Origin of the sequence: Streptomyces zagrosensis (assembly GCF_014203645.1) — a bacterium.
Taxonomy (GTDB): domain Bacteria; phylum Actinomycetota; class Actinomycetes; order Streptomycetales; family Streptomycetaceae; genus Streptomyces; species Streptomyces zagrosensis.
The window spans coordinates 57,669-75,895 of sequence record NZ_JACHJL010000018.1 but is presented as its reverse complement, the minus strand read 5'-3'; the positions used below and the strand labels follow the sequence as shown (position 1 = coordinate 75,895).

16 protein-coding genes are annotated in these 18,227 nt (G+C 67.5%); 8 read left to right on the top strand and 8 right to left on the bottom strand.

What is annotated here, in order from left to right:
* Positions 1 to 23: 23 nt before the first annotated feature.
* Positions 24 to 1,271: an SLC13 family permease gene (locus FHS42_RS27850; protein WP_246495502.1), complete on the top strand. Its 1,248-nt coding sequence runs from the start codon at positions 24 to 26 to the stop codon at positions 1,269 to 1,271.
* Between the two features lie 211 nt (positions 1,272 to 1,482).
* On the opposite strand, the gene FHS42_RS27845 is transcribed toward FHS42_RS27850, so the two are convergent.
* On the bottom strand, positions 1,483 to 2,439 hold the full coding sequence (locus tag FHS42_RS27845; RefSeq protein ID WP_184576733.1) for an AraC family transcriptional regulator: 957 nt from the start codon (positions 2,437 to 2,439) through the stop codon (positions 1,483 to 1,485).
* 81 nt (positions 2,440 to 2,520) lie between these two features.
* Here FHS42_RS27845 and FHS42_RS27840 point away from each other — a divergent pair, with 81 nt between their 5' ends.
* The 4 genes from FHS42_RS27840 to FHS42_RS27825 all read left to right on the top strand — a co-directional run bounded on the left by FHS42_RS27840 (position 2,521) and on the right by FHS42_RS27825 (position 6,951).
* A complete protein-coding gene (locus FHS42_RS27840) occupies positions 2,521 to 3,354 on the top strand; it encodes an NAD(P)H-binding protein (protein ID WP_221476947.1) in 834 nt (277 codons plus the stop codon).
* 129 nt (positions 3,355 to 3,483) lie between these two features.
* Positions 3,484 to 5,181 carry a serine hydrolase domain-containing protein gene (locus FHS42_RS27835; protein WP_184576731.1) on the top strand — a complete coding sequence of 566 codons (1,698 nt, stop codon included), beginning with the start codon at positions 3,484 to 3,486 and terminating at the stop codon, positions 5,179 to 5,181.
* A 34-nt stretch (positions 5,182 to 5,215) separates the two neighbouring features.
* Positions 5,216 to 5,896 carry a response regulator transcription factor gene (locus FHS42_RS27830; RefSeq protein ID WP_184576729.1) on the top strand — a complete coding sequence of 227 codons (681 nt, stop codon included), beginning with the start codon at positions 5,216 to 5,218 and terminating at the stop codon, positions 5,894 to 5,896.
* Positions 5,893 to 6,951 (top strand): HAMP domain-containing sensor histidine kinase, encoded by a 1,059-nt coding sequence (locus FHS42_RS27825; protein WP_184576727.1) that lies wholly within the window; start codon positions 5,893 to 5,895, stop codon positions 6,949 to 6,951. Before FHS42_RS27830 ends, FHS42_RS27825 begins: the two co-directional genes overlap by 4 nt.
* Before the next feature lie 259 nt (positions 6,952 to 7,210).
* On the opposite strand, the gene FHS42_RS27820 is transcribed toward FHS42_RS27825, so the two are convergent.
* From FHS42_RS27820 to FHS42_RS27810, 3 genes are all read right to left on the bottom strand, one after another.
* Positions 7,211 to 7,621, bottom strand: coding sequence for a VOC family protein (locus tag FHS42_RS27820; RefSeq protein ID WP_184576725.1), 411 nt, complete (start codon positions 7,619 to 7,621; stop codon positions 7,211 to 7,213).
* A 14-nt stretch (positions 7,622 to 7,635) separates the two neighbouring features.
* Positions 7,636 to 8,076, bottom strand: coding sequence for a helix-turn-helix transcriptional regulator (locus tag FHS42_RS27815; protein ID WP_184576723.1), 441 nt, complete (start codon positions 8,074 to 8,076; stop codon positions 7,636 to 7,638).
* A gap of 295 nt (positions 8,077 to 8,371) precedes the next feature.
* A complete protein-coding gene (locus FHS42_RS27810) occupies positions 8,372 to 8,581 on the bottom strand; it encodes a hypothetical protein (protein ID WP_184576846.1) in 210 nt (69 codons plus the stop codon).
* 1,583 nt (positions 8,582 to 10,164) lie between these two features.
* On the opposite strand from FHS42_RS27810, the gene FHS42_RS27805 reads away from it, so the two are divergent.
* From FHS42_RS27805 to FHS42_RS27795, 3 genes are all read left to right on the top strand, one after another.
* Complete coding sequence (locus FHS42_RS27805; protein ID WP_184576721.1) at positions 10,165 to 11,064, top strand: hypothetical protein; 900 nt, start codon at positions 10,165 to 10,167, stop codon at positions 11,062 to 11,064.
* Positions 11,061 to 11,501, top strand: a complete 441-nt coding sequence (locus FHS42_RS27800; RefSeq protein WP_184576719.1) for a hypothetical protein — start codon at positions 11,061 to 11,063, stop codon at positions 11,499 to 11,501. The genes FHS42_RS27805 and FHS42_RS27800 overlap by 4 nt, the downstream gene beginning before the upstream one ends.
* 132 nt (positions 11,502 to 11,633) lie before the next feature.
* Entirely contained in the window at positions 11,634 to 12,452 is an 819-nt protein-coding gene (locus FHS42_RS27795) for an SAM-dependent methyltransferase (RefSeq protein ID WP_184576717.1), read from the top strand.
* A 12-nt stretch (positions 12,453 to 12,464) separates the two neighbouring features.
* On the opposite strand, the gene FHS42_RS27790 is transcribed toward FHS42_RS27795, so the two are convergent.
* From FHS42_RS27790 to FHS42_RS27775, 4 genes are all read right to left on the bottom strand, one after another.
* Positions 12,465 to 13,349 (bottom strand): helix-turn-helix domain-containing protein, encoded by an 885-nt coding sequence (locus tag FHS42_RS27790; RefSeq protein WP_184576714.1) that lies wholly within the window; start codon positions 13,347 to 13,349, stop codon positions 12,465 to 12,467.
* A gap of 156 nt (positions 13,350 to 13,505) precedes the next feature.
* Positions 13,506 to 13,775 carry a DUF397 domain-containing protein gene (locus tag FHS42_RS27785; RefSeq protein WP_184576844.1) on the bottom strand — a complete coding sequence of 90 codons (270 nt, stop codon included), beginning with the start codon at positions 13,773 to 13,775 and terminating at the stop codon, positions 13,506 to 13,508.
* 505 nt (positions 13,776 to 14,280) lie between these two features.
* Complete coding sequence (locus FHS42_RS27780; RefSeq protein ID WP_184576711.1) at positions 14,281 to 15,291, bottom strand: Gfo/Idh/MocA family protein; 1,011 nt, start codon at positions 15,289 to 15,291, stop codon at positions 14,281 to 14,283.
* A gap of 34 nt (positions 15,292 to 15,325) precedes the next feature.
* Positions 15,326 to 17,953 (bottom strand): hypothetical protein, encoded by a 2,628-nt coding sequence (locus FHS42_RS27775; RefSeq protein WP_184576708.1) that lies wholly within the window; start codon positions 17,951 to 17,953, stop codon positions 15,326 to 15,328.
* Between the last annotated feature and the right edge of the window lie 274 nt (positions 17,954 to 18,227).

Sequence of the window (18,227 nt, the reverse complement as noted above, 5' to 3'; positions counted from 1 at the left end):
CTGCGGCCCTCATGATCGTGGGCATGCTGCTTGAGTTGTTGTCCGTCGCCGCGCTGGTCGTGGTGCTGGGGTGCGCCGTCGTGCGTCCGTTCCGCTGGCCCGAGGCGGTCTTTGCGGTGCCCGCCGCCGCTCTCTTGATCGCCGCTGGTGCGCTTCCGCTGAAGGACGTAGGAGAGGAAGCCGTCCGACTCGGACCGGTGATCGGCTTCCTGGCTGCGGTTTTGGTGCTCGGCAAGCTCTGTGACGACGAGGGCCTCTTTCACGCTTGCGGGACCTGGATGGCCCGCTGGGCCAGCCACCGGCCGCGCCGGCTGCTCGGCGCGGTCTTCACCCTGGCCTCGGTGATCACCGCCGTGCTCAGTCTGGACGCCACCGTGGTCCTGCTCACCCCCGTGGTCTTCGCCACGGGCCGCAGCATGGGCGCCCGCCCCAAGCCGCACGTCTACGCCAGCGCCCACCTAGCCAATACGGCCTCCGTGCTCCTGCCGGTGTCGAACCTGACGAACCTGCTCGCCTTCACCGCCACGGGGCTGACGTTCACTCGCTTTGCGTTGCTGATGCTGCTGCCGTGGCTGGCCGCCATCGCGGTCGAGTACGCCGTTTTCCGCCGCTTCTTCGCCGCCGACCTCGATGTTCCCGTCAAGCCGGTAAAGGCGGACAAGGCGCCGGAGCTGCCGCTGTTCGCCCTGGTGACCGTGGCCGCGACGCTGGCCGGGTTCGCGGTGGCCTCCGCGTTCGGCACTGACCCCGCATGGGTCGCTGCGGCCGGCGCGGCAGTGATGGCCGTACGCGCCCTAGCTCGGCGCGAGGTCACCCCGGCCGCGGTCGTGCGCTCTGCTGCCCTGCCGTTCCTCGCGTTCGTCCTCGCTCTTGGTGTGGTGGTGCGGGCAGTGGTCGATAACGGGCTTGGCGACGCCCTCGGTCGTGTGCTGCCCGATGGCACCTCCCTGCCCGCGCTGCTGGGAATGGCCGCGCTCGCCGCGCTGCTTGCGAATCTGATCAACAATCTGCCCGCCGTTCTCGCCCTCGCACCCCTGGCCGCACCTTCCGGGCCCGGAGCGGTCCTCGCCGTCCTGCTGGGCGTCAATATCGGTCCCAACCTCACGTACGCCGGCTCCCTGGCCACGTTGTTGTGGCGGCGCATCGCCCACCAACACGGCCACGACGTGCGGTTGCGGGAGTTCACCCTCCTGGGCGTGCTGACAGTCCCCGCGGCCCTGCTCGCCTCGGTCCTCGCCCTGTGGGTCTCCCTGGCGACCATCGGCACATGAGCACCATCCACCGTGCAGGGTCTTGGTGTTGCTCATGGCTCGGGCCTGGTCTGACCGGCATGGGCGTATGCCGCTGAGCAAGGCGCGTTGAGCAGGGCGGCGAGTCGCTGGACGGTCTTCTCGGCTACGCCGTCAAGCTGCTGGACGCGTTGAGCCTGACTCGCAGCGAGCGCGGTGTGGTGATCCGTTGCCTGCGCCGCTCGGTGCGTTTCTAGCCATGGCCAACAGTCGTGGCGGGGGCTGCGCGGTGCTGGCTGGGGCGGGTTCCGTACACACGCTTGAAGGCCACGCTCAACCCGAAGGCGCTGCGGTAACCGACCTGTCGGGCGATCGATTCCACGGTGGCCTCCGTACCCACCAGCAAATCGGCTGCCAGCGCGAGGCGCCAGCCGGTCAGGTAGGCCACAGGCGGCTCGCCGACCAGGTCGCTGAAGCGGCGGGCGAAGGTGGCTCGCGATACGCCGGTCTCCTCGGCGAGTGCCGTGACGGTCCACGGGTGCGCGGGCCGGTCGTGGATCAGTCGCAGTGCCCTGCCCGCGACGGGGTCGCCAAGCGCCCGGTACCACGCGGGCGGATCGGCCTCCGGGCGGGTGAACCACTCCCGCAGCGTGGCCAGCAACAGCAGGTCCAGGAGCCTGTCGAGAACGGCCTGTTGTCCTGGATCGTCCCGGCTGATCTCCATGTCGGTGAGGGCCAGAATCGGGCCGAGCTTGCCGTCGTGGTGCACTACAAGCACCCGGGGAAGCCCGCTCAGCAGCCGTTCGGAGACTCGGCCGTCCACCTGATAGCTGCCTGTGAGCAGCACGGTCGAGCCATCCGGGCTGTTCCCGCAGGTGCGAAGGCCCAATATGACGTCGTCGCTCACGTCTTCGCCGGCTGCCGTCGTGCATTGGTCGGGGTGCACCACGTACAGCGGCGGTGCCCCGGCGCCGGCGTCGTCAGCGATGGTGAACGGCTCCGCCCCGGCTACGACGGCCACATCCCCACGGCCGAGCGCGACAGGTGCGGCGCCATCGGGGACAACCCAGCCCGCGCCGCGCAGCATGGTGATGACCGCGAGCGGCGTCCCATCGGCGAAGCGGACCGCCCAGGGCGGGGCCACGATGTTCCGGCTGAACAGGGCGCCGTCAGAGCGCACCTCGTACAAAAGGCTCGCCAACGGGTCCATGAGGCAACTCTAGACGCTGAGACATCGATATGAGCTCATAGACCATTCCGTAACTCACCGGCGCACCGTTTGACTGGTCACATGATGACGAAACCGATCCTGGTCCTTGGCAGCACGGGCAAGACGGGGCGCCGCGTCGCCTCCCGGCTGCGGCTGCGCGGATACGAAGTGCGGGCGGCCTCTCGGAAGGGGCCGACCCGCTTCGACTGGAATGACGAGAACACCTGGGAGCCGGTGCTGGAGGGTGTCGGAGCGGCCTATCTGATCGACTCACAGCTCAGCGACGCCGCAACATCGCTGAGTTCCTTCAGCAAGCTCGCCGTGGCCAGTGGTGTCGAGCGGCTGGTGCTGTTGTCCCACCGTGACTGGGTGGTGCCCGAGGGCGAGGAGAAGCTTCCCAGCGAGCGCGCGGTACGGGAATCGGGCGCGGAGTGGACGCTCCTGAAGCCGGCCTGGTTCACGCAGAACTTCAGCGAGGAGTCCTTTTTCCGTGGGCAACTGGTCAGCGGCGTCGTCGTGTTGCCAACCGGGGGCGGCACCGAGCCGTTCGTTGACGTCGAAGACATCGCCGACGTCGCCGTGGCGGCCCTCACCGAAGACGGCCACGGCGGGCAGGCGTACGAGCTGTCCGGGCCCCGACTACTGAGCCTGGGTGCCGTGAGCGAGACCATCGCACAGGCCACTGGCCGGGACATCTCCTACCGTCCCGTCTCACCGGCCGACTTCGCGGCCTACGCCGCGCGGCAGGGACTGCCGCAGGACTACGTCGCCTTGCTGAACATGCTCTTCGGCTGGATCAGTGAGGGCCGCTTCGCTCAGCTCGCCGACGGTGTTCAGCGGGCTCTGGGTCGTGAACCCCGCGACTTCGCCGACTACGTCACAGCCACCGCCGCGACCGGGGTGTGGCACGGCTGATGAGGCCCCGTCTTTGCCCCGGTTCCTTGCCGGACGACTCTGCGTCGTAGGGGTGGGTGATGCGCCCGACGCTCCCTCGCGCCTCGTTCGTTTACATCCGGTTCGCAGGCTGGCTCGTACGGTCCTCACATGCCCAAGAAAACCCTCGCGACGATGACAGCACTGGTACTGGTAGGCGCTCTCAGTTCCTGTTCCAAGGACCGGGGAGCGCCTTCCTCCAAGCCCACCGCCAGCGTCAGGGCCGAGCAGTGCGATCCGCAGCTCGACGCCGCGTTCGAAGCGTGGGAGCAGGCTGGTTTCAGCGGGACGGTCGCCGTGTCGAGCGGGGGGCGGTTCAGCTGTCTTGCCGCGTACGGAGTGGCGGACGATGCCGCAAAGACCCCCCATACCGTCAATACCGTGTTCAACATCGGGTCGATCACCAAGGCCGTCACCGCCGCCACCGTCTACGACCTCGCCGAGGACGGCAAACTCGCTTTCGATGACCGTGCGGGCGACCTCCTGCCCGAACTCACCGGCCCAGCAGCCAAGGTGACGATCAATCAGTTACTGCTGCACACGAGTGGGCTCAACGGATCGCACGGCCACGATCACCAGCCGCTGGACCGCGCGGCGGCGCTGGCCGCGATCAACGCGATGAAGCCCGCGTTTGGGCCCGGCACCGACTACGCCTACTCAAACGCCGGTTACACACTGCTCGCGCTGATCATCGAGAAGGTGTCTGGCACCGGCTACCGCGAGTACACCGCGTCGAAGATGCTTCGGCTGCCCGGGGGTCGGATCGCCGGCGGTTTTTGGGACGGCCGGCCGGCGGCGACCGGGCCGCGCGCCATCGGCTACCTCGACGATGGGCGTACCGGCGAGTCGGGCGACTTTGCCGGTCCGCACTGGGCGCTGGACGGCAACGGTGGGCTATCAATGAGCGCCGGCGATCTCGCGGCGTGGACGCATGCGTTGTTCACGGGACAGTTGGTGTCAGCCGAATCGGCGCGGGCCATCAGCACGCCCGGTTACGACCATGGCGAGGGCCAAGCCGAGACGCCAGGGTGGGTGGCGCACGACGCCTCCCGCTACGGCGAACCGTTCCTCGCCACCGCCGGCGGCGGTGGCGATGTGGGCCACAGCGCCGTCGCCCTGTGGGTCCCCGAGAAACAGCAGGTGATCGCGATCGCGTCCAACAAGCCCAAGGTGTCCGCCGAGCAACTTTTGAAGAAGGTGGCACCGGCACTGTTGGCCGGCACACCGATTCCCGCGCCCAGCAGGCCGACCGGTGGCGGCCAAGCCTCGAAGGCCACCGCCGGAACGTACACGCTCAACACCGGCGGCACCTTCGACGTCACCCCCGCCGGCAACGAGATCACGATCAAGGCACACGGCGCCGACGCCATCACACGACTGTTTCCGCCCAACGGCTCCGCTCAGGCGGCCGACTTCAAAGCGATGGAGCAACGCGTACTGGCCCTACTCGACGGGAAGACCGACGAAGGCCGCAAGGAGCGCGCGTCCCTCGAAGACACCTTCGGCGCCATCCGCAAAACCACCCTTGCCGGCACGATGTTCCACGATGGCGACATACGCACCTACGTCAATCTCACGGCGGGCACCGCATCGGTCGCCGGCTGGTACTCGGTCGACCCCCAAGGCGGCATCATCGCGGCCGACGTCCCCACGAAGCCGCCCGCGCTGACGTTCACAGCGGCCGGCCGAGACCGCTACCGGCCGAACGACCCGATCGACGCGGGCCCCAAGGTGACCGTGAAGCTCAAAGACGGCACCATGACCCTGTTCGGACCTGGCGGCGCCAGCGTCACCGCTACGGCCAGCTGACCGACCACGAGCTGACGAACGGACCACTGACAACATGCGCATCTTGCTGATCGAGGACGACCCCGACCTCTCCGAGTTGCTCGGCCTCGGCCTGCGCAATGAGTCCTATGCGGTCGATCTGGCGACCACCTACGCGTACGCGGAGGAGTTGCTGCGGGTGACCGCGTACGACCTCGCCTGCTTCGACCTGGGTCTACCAGACGGCGACGGCCTTGAACTCATCCGCCGCGTGGCACGCGAACCTCAGCTCCATCGGCCGCGCCGCTCGCTGGTGCTCACCGCCCGCGACGCCGTGGCGAGCCGCGTCGCCGGGTTGGACGCCGGCGCCGATGACTACCTCGTCAAACCGTTCCACTTCGAAGAGTTGGTCGCCCGCGTGCGCGCGCTCCTGCGCCGCGGGGACAGCGATGACGGCCATGGTTCGACGCTGATCCTCGGCGAGCTGACGCTGGACCTCGCGACGCGCCGCGCGTGGCGGGCTGGTGTAGAACTACGCTTGACCGACCGGGAGTTCTCGCTGCTGCGCTACTTCATGCACCACCCCGGTGAGGTGCTTTCCGCCGAAAACCTCCTTGAGCACGTGTGGGACGCCCACGCCAACCCCTTCACCGCATCGGTCAGGGTGATCCTCAGCCGGCTGCGCAGGAAGCTGGGCGAGCCCGCGCTCATCGTGACGCTCACCAAGGTCGGCTACCAGCTCAAGGTCCACCCGTGAAGCACCTGGGAAATTCCCTGCGAGTGCGGCTGGCCCTGTTCGGGTTCCTCGCCATCTACGTACCGGCGCTGTTGCTGTTCGGCGTGGTCCTCGCGACCGCCACCGAAACCACGCACGTCAGCTCGACGGGCGCCCGGGCCAAGGAGACGACCACCGTGCACCGGTCCAAGACGGCACTGTGGACCATCATCGCGCTTGGCCCCGCCGCCGCCGGGCTGGCTTGGTGGTGGGCAGGTCGGGCGGTACGCCCCATCGACCACGTGCGCACCGTTGCCGACGACATCCGCAGCGCCGACCTCAGCCGCCGCATAGCTCTACGCCGGGGCCCGACCGAGGTGGTGACACTGGCAGCGAGTTTCGATGGCATGCTCGATCGGCTGGAGCAGGCCGCCGAACTACAGCGCCGCCTGATCGAGGAAACCAGCCACGAGTTGCGCCTGCCGCTTGCGGTGCTGGTGACCAACGCCGAGGTGCTACTGGCCCACCCCGAGCCTACCGTCGAGGTGTACCGGCAGGGGCTGGAACGCTCCCGTTCGGCGGCCGTGCGACTTCAGGCGGTGATGAACGAGTTGCTCGTGGACGCCCGGGGGCGGGCTCGTACGATCGACCGCAGGGCCACCGATCTGGCCGCCGTCGCTCACGCGGTCGTTGAGGAGGTCGCCGTGCCCGCCGCGGCGAAGGGCATCCAACTGTTGGCCACCGGGGCGCCGGCCGCCGTCTGCTTGGTCGATGAGCCCACCGTCCATCGGGCGATCCGCAATCTCGTGGACAACGCCGTGCGCTACGCACCGCGGGACACCGCGGTTGAGGTTGCCGTCCAGGTCAGCGATGCACAGGCGGCGGTCGTGGTGAGCGACGAGGGCCCCGGCATTCCCGCTGACGACCAGGCCCGCGTCTTCCAGCGCTTTTGGCGCGGCCAAGCCGAGCCCCACGGCACCGGGCTCGGGCTCGCCATCGCCCACCAGGTGGCCGTCGCCCACGGCGGCGCCCTCACCCTGACCTCCCCGGGCCCCTCCGGCAGCGGCTGCACCTTCCGCTTCACCGTCCACCGCTGACCGGCCGCCCCAGCGCACTCAACGCAACGCTCAGCGATGCGCCACCGCGGTGAGGCGACGAGCGGCTGACCCAGCGGGCCGCTCGCCGGTTGCCCGGCCGTCCAGAAATCATCCAGCGGTGCGCACGGTACGAAAGGACATAGCCGGCCGGTCACGAAGGCCGGCCAGTCCTGGCCTCCGCACGATGCCGCGCCGGCCTGGCCCGACTACGGTGGGCAGGCCGTCACCGGCCGGAAGGCTGGGCCCGCGCAGAGACGGCTCAGCGCAGTTCCTGGATGCGGATCTGGTTGCCCGCTGGGTCGCGGAAGGCGCAGTCGCGCATCCCGTACGGCTGCTCGGTCGGCTCCTGGACGACCTCGGCGTCGCTGGCCTGCACCCGCTCGAAGGTGCCGTCGAGGTCCTTGGTGGCCAGCAGAATCCAACCGTAGGTGCCCTTGGCCATCATCTCGGTGATGGTGCGGCGCTCGTCGTCGGTGATGCCAGAGTTGGCGGCCGGCGGCGCCAGGAGGATGGAGGTGCTGGGCTGGTCGGCGGGGCCGACCGTGATCCAGCGCATCGTGCCGCTTCCGACATCGTTGCGGACCTCGAAGCCGAGGGTGTCGCGGTAGAAGGCCAGGGCGGCGTCCGGGTCGTCGTGAAACAGAACGCTCGAGTGAATGGTGATGTCCATGGGTGTCACGTTAGCTACGGGTTCGTAGTACGCGCTTCTCGATTCCTGATCGGTCTGGTCACCTGCTTCGCCACGCACGGCGGCATTCCCGCCGTCGCGCGCGCCGCCTGGCGCCGATAGACGCTGGGCGGCACACCGAGCAATTCGCTGAAACGCGTGCTGAAGGTGCCCAACGATGCGCAGCCGACCGCGAAACAGACCTCGGTGACGCTGAGGTCGCCGCGACGCAGCAGCGCCATCGCACGCTCGATCCGCCGCGTCATCAGGTAACCGTACGGCGACTCACCGTAAGCGAGCCGAAACTGGCGGCTGAGGTGTCCGGCCGACATGTTCGCGCCGCGGGCGAGCGCCTCGACGTCCAGCGGTTGTGCGTACTCCTGGTCGATCCGGTCGCGGACGCGGCGCAGCCGCGCGAGGTCGCGCAGGTGCTGTGTCGTGGCGGGTGTGCTGGTCATCTGCGCAATCATGCCACTGCGTGACGCGAGGATGAAGCTCCCGGCGCTTGGCGAGGCAGGGCACCCGATGCGCGGTGCAACCCTCATCTCTAGCGAAAGCGGCTGTTCACAAGCCTGGCATCGGCGCACCTGGCGCCCTGTGGCACCGTCGTTTCGGCCCAGGAGCTGAGCGGTCGTCAGGCCGGCTGGATCGGTCACGGTCACGGTCAGTTTGTGCGTCCCCGGGCCGAGCATGCAGACAGCGAAGCACGGGGACGTCAGCGGGACGTTGAGGGTGTCCACGCAGTGGAGAACTTTACGAGGCGGATGCCGTGATGACCCCCACAAGCTCGCTCACGACGTTCTCGATCCACGCGCCGAACTCCGTTGGGGCAACCAACACCCCCAGCACCAGCACGATGACCACAGTCCACTTCTCGTCGGATCGACTCCTGGCCTGTGTTCGACGCCGCAGCCGCAGGACAACAATGACGGCAAGCAAGACCGCCACGTTCATCGTCAGCACCACCCGGCTGACCCTCCCCTCGCGCACGAACCACTCCCAGCTCCCTGTGTAGCCCGAACTGTGCAGCCGAACGGCCCAGTTACCTGTTGTTGGCGGCAAAGCGCTTCTCTGGCTCGATTACCGCGAGCGCGAGCAGCGGGTATGGGGGCGCACGTATTCGTGCGCACCACATCTTTCGCGCGGATATCCGGTACGCACCGCCCACGCCGGGCGCCAACGCCGTACGCATCGCATATCTGACGGAGGGGCATTCGCACTAATGTACCTACCCGCCAGGTGCGCTCCCAGTTCGCTCATCGAGACAAGAGGACGGCTAATCCCCCCACACGCTCCGAGGTCCGCACTGAGCCGAGCATCCCGTTTGCGGGCGAGACCCCCGCGCCATCGATCCCCGAGCCTCCGAAGCCTTCGCTGCCTGCTGTGTCCACGTCGGCATCGCGATGATGATCGGCGCACCGGATACGCGCCGAAGCGAAGGGCTCCTGCGCCTGCACAGCGGACAACGCTTGTCAGCGCTGGAGAGCCGCGGCCGGTCAGCCCCGCCTCCACACGCCTGGGCGACCGCCCGCACAAGGCGTTCACCTCTCCCGACCACCCCCCCCCCCGTGTTCTCATTTGCAAATGTTTGCTCTTTCCCATATGCACGTGCATGCCAGGCGGAATCGTCATTCCGTTTCCCCTTCAGGAATTCATCCCCCCGGGCGGAGAATCGCACAGGAGTGGGAACAGCGGGGCGGTTCGCCCATGTTGGCGCCATTAAGGGCTGGCCTGTAGGGATAGAGAGGAGTGTGGCGGGAGTTCCTGATCGATTTCGATCAAGTCAGCGCGTTAGTGACAACTAGACGCCTCTTTCCGAGAGGCGACGATGCGGCACTCAGATGCCCGTGCATTTGCACGAGAGGGATCAATGCCTGAGCTTCCCAATTCGCAGTGAATGGAAGCCGGCCGCGGGTATTGTCGTACCCGTACGCGGCCGATCGGCCGCGCAGCCTCATCCGGCTCGCTTTCGCGTGCGTTGTGAGGTGGCCCCGGGGTCGCATCCCGGAGCCACCTTCGACAGGCCGGCCCCATAAAGGAGTTCAGCATGTCCAAAGCGGACTCGCTACGGTGGTCTGAAGGGCCACGCCGCAGCGCTCCACCACTCCAGTATGCCTGGTGCCCAGACGGTAGAAACCTGTATCAGGACGCGTCTCGGCACTGCCTTCGTCGTCATCGTGGTGCGGGTCGCCATCGCAGCCCCCGCCCCGTGGCCGGCGTCCTCCCGCTCGCGAGGACCGCCACGGCGGTCAGCGACAGTTCGCACCTCAGCCATCGGCGCACCGACCGCCGCTGACACCCGTACGGGTGGGGCGACGGGCCGCACGAAAGCCGTCACCCCGCCCTCGGCACAGCCCACGTCGAAGTCCCGCGTGCTGAGGAAGAGTCGAATGACTGCTGCACCACTGCGCTGCTGCATACAGTGCCAAAGGCCACTCGCCGGCACGTCGGCGAACGGCGGACGTCCCAAGTCCTACTGCACACCCGCCTGTCGGCGCCAAGCTGAACACGAGCGGAAGAGCCAGCGGAAGAACGAAAGGGCGGACGTGCCTCCGAGCCTGGCGAGGCCGATCGCTCGACAGTTGCCCGTACTCACCGGCCGACTTGCCGCGTCCGAGCAGCTCCCCTCCCCCGCCGCGCTCAACACTCGCTTGGCGTTGGCCATGCGCATCAGCCGGGAGATCCAGTGCTATATCGCTGCGACGATCCAGCACGCCCGGCACCTCGGTGACGACTGGGCGACCATCAGCGCGATCCTGGGCACCACCGAGGCCTCGGCTCGGTCCTGCTGGTCGCCCGCCAAGATCGCGGCGGTGCTCGCAAGCGGCGATCGCCACTACCCCACCGGGGCGCCGCTCTCGCGCCTCCAAGACGCCACAACAACCGGTTCGGACACCGGGGCGATGCGCCTGCTGCCTGCGGACGCGCTCGGCTCGGCGCTGACTTCCCTTCTGGTGAGCAGGGGCCTGTCGCTGGATGACATTGTCCGCCAGACGGAACAGACGTCGGATGCGCTCACGGGCATCCTCGACGGCAGGCGCCTGCCACCTTGGCCGGTGACGCTCATGCTGGCGACGGCCCTCGATGGCGACATCCTCGCGGTGCGGATGATCTGGGAGGCTGTCCAGGGCAGCCGGCAGACGCCGCCCGCCTCGGTCGCCGTGGCGGCCGAGCGCTTGCATGCCGCGCTACGCGGTCTGCATCTCGTGGCGGGGTGCCCGACATATGAGGACGTCGCGCGCCACTGCGGGTTACGCCCGGGCGAGGTGCGCGCTGTCCTTGACGACGGGCTCCTCCTCTCCTCGTCAACGGTCGCGCGACTAGCCGCGGCGCTGCCGGGCGGTTCTCCCTGGATCGCACCCTTGTGGCTAGATCTGCTCAACGCCCGAGCAGTGGCTGTCGCACCGAGTGCGGACGCCGACGGGCGGGACGGGAGCGCGCGGTGACCACACCGGCGAGGCGCTGCCGAATCCGGCCCCCCTCAGTGGAGTTCACGGCCTTCTGCCAGCTCTACCGCCGGGCCTACCTCGACTACGCTCGCGCCCGCACCGGCAGCGACTCCTGCGCTCAGCACGCCGTAGAGGCAACCATCGAACGGCTGGCGCACCAGTGGCATGTGGCCCTTCGCAGCGCCTGCCTGCAGGCATCGGCCTGGGCAGTCCTGCGCGCGGCCACAGCCGACCATGATGCCTGCCGACCGCCAGAAAACCCGTTCGCGTACGAGGGGCTGCTGGCGCCGTCGCAGGCCGATGCGGTGCTCCTCCATCAGTGCCTGGGATGGGACATCGAGAAGGCTGCGGAGCTCATGGGCGCGCATCCCTCCTCTCTGCGCGGCTGGCTCACCACTGCGGCACTGGCGTTGGGCCTGCGCGCGCCGGAGTGAGTTTCTCACCGCCGAGTAAGCCGGTGCACTCGGGAAATAACCCCCCGTGCGTGGGATGACACGCCATCAACTTCCCTTCTAACATGGGCACTTCCTTCAGCTTGGTCTTCGACCAGGACCACAAGGGAGCACATGTATCCCGAGGAGTATCCTCTTACTCAGCCCATCGATGTCCACACCGCCAGCGCGGCCAGGATGTACGACTTCCTCCTAGCGGGGGTCAACAATTACGCCGTCGATCGGGCCGCGTGCCAGGAGTTGCTGGCCATCGCGCCCAGTGCCCAGCGCATCGCCCGTACCAACCGGGATTTCCTCCAGCGCGTGGTGCGCGTCCTGGTCGAGGACTACGGCATTGATCAGTTCCTCGATCACGGCTCAGGTCTACCGACCCAGGAGAACGTCCATCAGATCGCCCAACGCATCAATCCACAGTGCAAAGTGGCCTATATCGACGACGATCCGATGGTTCTCGCCCACGGACGTACCCAACTGCACGAGAACCACAACACCATGGTCTTGCACGCGGACATGCGCAGCACCCAGCACATCGTGGAGAAGACCGAGGGGTTCATCGACTTCCGTCGCCCCGTGGCCGCGCTCTTCATATCCGTGCTGCACTGTCTGCCCGACAGCGACGATGACTCCGATCCCGCCGCCCTGATCCAAAGAGTCGCCAAGGAGCTCAAAGGTGGCGGGCTCATGGTCGTGTGCCAACTCGTCAGTGAGGACCCGGCGGTTCGTCAGGGTGTCACCGACTTGATGCGCCAGGCCACGAAGAACCACTGGGGGCGGGTTCGCACGCCCGAGGAAGTGCGCGGCTACTTCAGCGGAATGACCACCCTCGACCCCGGCCTGGTGGACGTCGTGGATTGGCGCCCGGACATCGAGCCTCCACCCCCGCACTTGCGGCCCACCGATTGGGTCGAATGGGGCGGAGTCGCCCAGCTTTGACCGACACCCGACTCAACCCAAGCGAGCTTGATATCGCCGCAAGTAATCCTCGATCATTTCCCGGCTCGGCGCCCACTCCTTCGCAGCGCAGCGCAGCGCATCCAGCGCCTGTCGGTGGGCCTCCATCTCCTTGGCCCGCGTCACATACGTGGCCTCCGTAAGGCGTTCCAAGTACACCAGCTCTGACGGGCCGCCGTCCCCGAACTCCACATGCGTGACGGGGTACGGCGGCGCGACCGTCGCTCCCGCGACGAACGGCACGATGCGGATGTGCGTGCGCCCTTGTGTTCGCTCCGGCATGTCCAAAAGTGCCTGCAACTGCTCACACATCACTTGGTACCCGCCCACAGGCCGACACAGAACCGCCTCGTCTAGCAGGGCGATCACCTCTGGAGCTGTCGGCCGCTCCAAAATCGCACGCCGGTGGATGCGTCCTTGAGCGCGACGCCGTACTTCGTCGACTGACGCGCCGGGCAAGGCCGCGCTCACCAGCGTCTCGGCATAGGCCTGAGTTTGCAGCAGTCCCGGCACGACATGGTTCTCGTACGTGACGATGCGCAGCGCATCACCCTCCAACTGCACCAGCCGGCGGAGATACCCCGGAGTCACATCGGCGAACATCTCGTACCACTCGGCGTTTTGAGTCTGCCGCAGCAAATGCTCGATGAGGCTCAATTGCTCCTCGTCGGCGCCGTAATGCTTCGCCAAGTCAAGAACATCGGCACATTTTGGCGCATTCTCTCCGCGCTCCAGCCGACTGATCTTGGATGTTGAACTACGGATAACCGGTGCAACTTCTCGCAGAAGTAAGCCGCGCGCACATCTTAGGTCGCGCAACTGTTCGCCAAGCAGCCGGAGGGCAGACGCGCGCCTTCCGTCCTGGGCCACGCGCACCACGGACGAACCAGACTCTGGCGGTACTCCCACATCACGAAGGGCGGACATACAGGCCTTTCCCGATGGGATGCTGACAAGTTCGCCCAGCATCCCAGAACCGAAGCCCACACGTCCGCCCCATCAGGCTACAGCCTGAGTTCGCAGCGAGTCATCGTTTTACATTTCGAGCACTTGATCGAACTCCGAACCCTTGACGCCGTGGGCGAAAGCCACCATCTCCGCGCGAGTGAAGACCAGCGCCGGCCCGTCAGGGAAGCGGGAGTTGCGCACCGCGACATCTCCCTGCTCCAGTCGGGTCACTTCAACGCAATTTCCGATTCCCGAGCTGAAGCTGCTCTTGAGCCACTCACCGGGGATACCGCTTGCCGTGGCGCCGTTAACGAACTGCACTTCCGACCTCCCGTCACCGTACCCAGGGGCTGCCATCACGACGCCGCACGCCTTGAGCGCGACCCGTTCCCATATGGGATTGCATGGCAAGCCTTAATGGGAATGCTAGAGGCCGAACGCCCGGAGGGAAGTCCCTCGTCCGGGTGGTGCTTTACCTGGCCACTGGCCAGCACTCAGCACATCTGTCCACAGTCACATCTTCGACATACAGGCGTTCGGAATTCTCACCTCCGTGAGCGAGTAGCTCGGAGCCCGGCCGGGTCACGGCGCCCACGAGCGTGACATCCGGCTCGCCACCGGAGCCGGCTGAACGCGCGCCCGTATCCAGGCGTTTCGCCTGAGTGAGCCCAATTTTCGTGCTGAAGTGAACCGCACCCCGGGACTGAGCCGCTAGCTCGCAGTGAAGTCGGTGGGAAGCCGGCCACTCGGCCAGCTCATCGATCAGGCCCAGGGACAAGCCCTGGGGCGGGTCCACGTGGGTACCAGCCGAGGGCGGCGCGTTCCGGGCGCTAGCGATGGCAGCGTGTTGGTTGTTACGCCGCTACTCAACGCCGGCGCCAGGTACCGGGGTCGAGTGATGGAGTTCGGTGATCGTCACGGCGGTATCGAAGCTGAGTACCGGGTCGGGCTGTGCAGAGAGCAAGCTCTCGTGGAGGGGCCGGTAGTGGGCGATCTTCCGAGGGGTCTTCCCGTCGTTGCCGTACGCGGCAAGGAGTGCGTCTCCGCGTGCGGTGAAACCGGTCATGGCGGTGTGGTCGATCCAGATCTCGACACCCGAGTGGCCGAAGATCAGCACCGTCTCCTTGCTGCTGGAGCCGGTACGCCAACTGGTGCGCAGCCTGGCGCTGCCCACCGTGCCGCGGGACCGGTAGGCAGCAGTGCACCAGGCACTCGCGCCCGCGTCCATCGGGTGGGCGGAGGTGAGCGCTGTGAGGTCTACGAAGCGGGCGAGCATGCTGAGTTGATTCACCCCGGAGTCCGTCCAACTGGAGACGTACGAGGCGAAGGCCTGCTCACCGCGCAGGACGTAGGGATCGTAGAACGCCGAGGTGATAGCCGTGATGGGCCCCCAGTTCGGGTGCTCGGCGATCTGCTGCGCGGCCCAACGGACTTCGGGCGAGAAGGCGAAATGGTGTGCGGTGAAGACACGGCCGTGCACGTCTTCCGTGCCCTGGAGGGACCGCAGGCGGGCGAGGGAATCGAGGTCGTGGACGAGGGGCTTTTCGACCAGCACTCGCGCTGAGGACTGGGTGAGCGCCTCGCCCACCAAGTCAGCGTGGGTGTTGGTAGGGGTGGCGAGCACGATGAGGTCGGGTTGGTGTTCCGTGAGCGCATGGGTGAGGGTCGCGTAGTGCGGCGGCTTGGTGCCACGGAAGCCGACCGCCTCGTTGCGATGCGGATCGGCGGTGAACGCCAAGGTGACGCGGGGCTGTTCGGCCAGGACCTCAAGATGGGTCTTTGCGATGATCCCGACTCCGACTAGGCCGATCCGTACGAGGTCCCTCATGGCGTGCTGTGCTCCCGACGTGGTGTGGTGTGCTGGTGGATGCATGGTCGGCCCTGCTTTGGTGCGTGGCGAAGTGGTGTCATCGGGGCGCCGCTACCTGTGCCCACCGGCCCAGTGCCGCAGCGGGGCCATCGACCCAGTCGATGTCGGGGTGTTGCTGGTGCGCTACCTCCGCGCTGTCGATCCAGGAGGTCGCGATGGGGACCCAGTAGGTGTTGCCGCCCGAGGTGCGCGTGCGCGCATCGAGGTCGGAACGTAGCCGGCGGGCGCGCTCGTGGTCACCGTCACGTGCTTCCAGGAGAATGTCGGCCACATCTGCCAGGTTGTGGCCGCCGCGGTAGCCGATGCTGTCCGCGAGTCGGCGAGTGTCACGGATCATCTGCCGGGTCGTCGCCTCGTCGCCGGCCATCGCCGCGGCCACCGCTTCGGCGGATCGAATTTTGACCAGTTCGACCGGGTTGGGCACCAGGTCAATGAGGTCTCGTGCCTGATCCGCCACTTCCGCGACGGTCGCCGTGTCCCCTAACCAGCATGCCGTCTGGGCCACGTTGGTCAGCGCCTTCGCCTCGGCAGCCGCCAAGCCCTGCCCGTGGGCCAGCTCGACCGCTGCGGTGTAAGCGTCAGTGGCCGCGCTGAAGCAGGCGTTGACCCGCCAGATGTGTCCGGTCAGCCGCAGGCGTTCACCTTCGTCTGCCGCGTCGCGGCTTTGTTGTGCTTGCAGGGCGGCAAGGGCGGTAGCAAATCGCCCGTTGAGGTAGTCGTAGTCACAGAGCCAGTAGCGGGCGGCGGCGTCGAACTCGCCGTCCAGCAAACCCCGGTAGATCGCTGAAGCGCTGGCGTAATCGCCCTGGTTACGCAGCGCATGGGCGAGGTGGATACGCACGAGCTGCGCTGCCACGCTGTCGGGCCGCACCCCCGCGTCAGCTCCAGCGAGGACGCTAACGGCCTCGCGAGCGCGCCCTGTGCGGCGCAGTTGGACGCCGCGTATGGCCGCACGGAGCGCCCCGAACTCCGGCGCTCCCGTGGCGTCGTCGGTGAGTCCGGCTCCTAGCTCCACCCACTGGCCCGCTTCCACCAGGCGCTGGGTGGCTCGCGCCATCCAGTCATCGAAGACGCCGTACGCGCCTGCCAGCTTCAGCCCGGATGCAAGTGTCTGCGCTGTCGCGGCGCGGCCGGTGGCAGGCCGTACCCGCTCTCCTAGCCGGCGCAGCAGCCGGCTGGCCACCTCATTGCGATCGCGGTCCGACCATCCGTCCGGGAGCCCCCGATCGGCCTCGCTGATGGCGGAACGCAGTGCGAGGTGCAGGGAGTACGGGAGTTCGTACGCGTCGTCGTGGGTGAGGAACGGGCGGCGCAGGAAACGCGCCACGTAGCCGTCCAGGACAGCGGGTTGCCCGGCTCGCAACAGGTCGGCATCGACTCGCTCGATGAGCGCCGCGGTACGGACCAGGTGGCGTTCCTCTTGGGGGAGGTCCCTTATGGAGCGGGCGGCGACGGCCGTAAACGAGCCGCCGAAGTCCTCCACTGCCGGCTGTCCGCCGCGTGCCAGCAATTCGACGAAGTGCGATACGGACAGGTCGAGGTACAGCGGCAGTCCCTGGCCTCCGGAGATGATGCGTGCGCGTACGTCGCCTGGCATCGCTGGCTCGCCATCCCGGGTGAGCGCTTCGCGGAGGTAGCTGTCGGCATCGGAGTGGGAGAGGTATCCCACCAGGTGCTGGCGTGGTTCCGCCGTGTCGTTGCTGAAGTGCAGGTACGGCCAGCACTGCGGGCCGGTGAAGTCCAGTTCGCTGCCCGGTTGGCTGTCCGCCCAGTCAACGCGGTTCCGGCCGGTGATCACGAAGAGCACGTTGGGCATCAGATAGACGCAGCGCTGCACGAATCGCTCGGCCGTACGGTCGGTGCGACCGCCCAAGACCTCGAAGGTGTCCAGGAAGACACACACCTGGGGTCGGCGCACGCGCCGAGACTGGTGCTCCAGGTCCCATGCGAGCAGGTAGGGGAAGAACGAGAGCGTGTCGTAGTCGGCGTCCGCCTCGACTAGTTCGGCGAACAGCTCGCACTCGGCCAGCAACCGCCCCTCCCGCACCCGGTCTCGAATCGCCCGGTAGGTGCCGAGCGCCGCGCGGTGGGCGAGCCCGGCAAGGCCGCCGACGTCGTTGGGCACGAACTGCTGGACGCTCGCTGCGATCTGCTCGCTCAGGCCGACGTTCCGTGAGGCCCGACGCACCGCCGGCGATGCGTCGAGGAAATCTTGCAGGGCCTCGCCTGGATGGGCACGGGCCCAATAGGAGGCCAGCGCCAAGTCGAAGGCAGGCCAGTGGCTCCCTAATCGCCCCAGCCCCGCGCGCAGGCGGAGCAGAAGCATCTCGACGTCGGCGGCGCCGGCCTCGGAGAGGTCCACCCTTACGGACAGGGCGTCGTCTCGATCCTCGGCTTGGGCAGCAGCGAGGAAGCGGCGCTCCAGTTCGTGGGAGAGCGTCGTCTTCCCTATGCCGCCCACTCCGTAGAACGTCAGGACGTTGCGCCGTCCCTGGGCTCGGTCGGCAACGGGTGAGATCGCAGCCTCGTCCAGTGACTGGTGAAGGTCGGCCAACGAGCGGGCGAACGCGGTCATCTCGTTCGTCCGATTGGTGAACACTTGCTGAGCTGCGACGGTGGATGCCGTGCCGCTCATGAACGCAGCGCGCAGGTTCACTCGTGCCATCTGACAGCTCCCTCATGCAACACCGCACAATTCTTCCAGCGGCTCCTGGCCACCGACGAATGACCGTAGCGCGAGGGTGGATGATCTCGTAACAGGGCGGGCCCGTGCCTGCGGCCCGCCACGTGCGCGCCCGCGCACCGCGGCGCCCACCTGGACACGGTTGGTCACTATCGTCAAGCCCCGGACATCTTCGCGGTAGGACGTCGGAGCGGCGGCCTCGTAGGCGGCCAGTGAGTGGGACGTGCCCCGGGGCACAGCGCGGGTGCGCACTGGG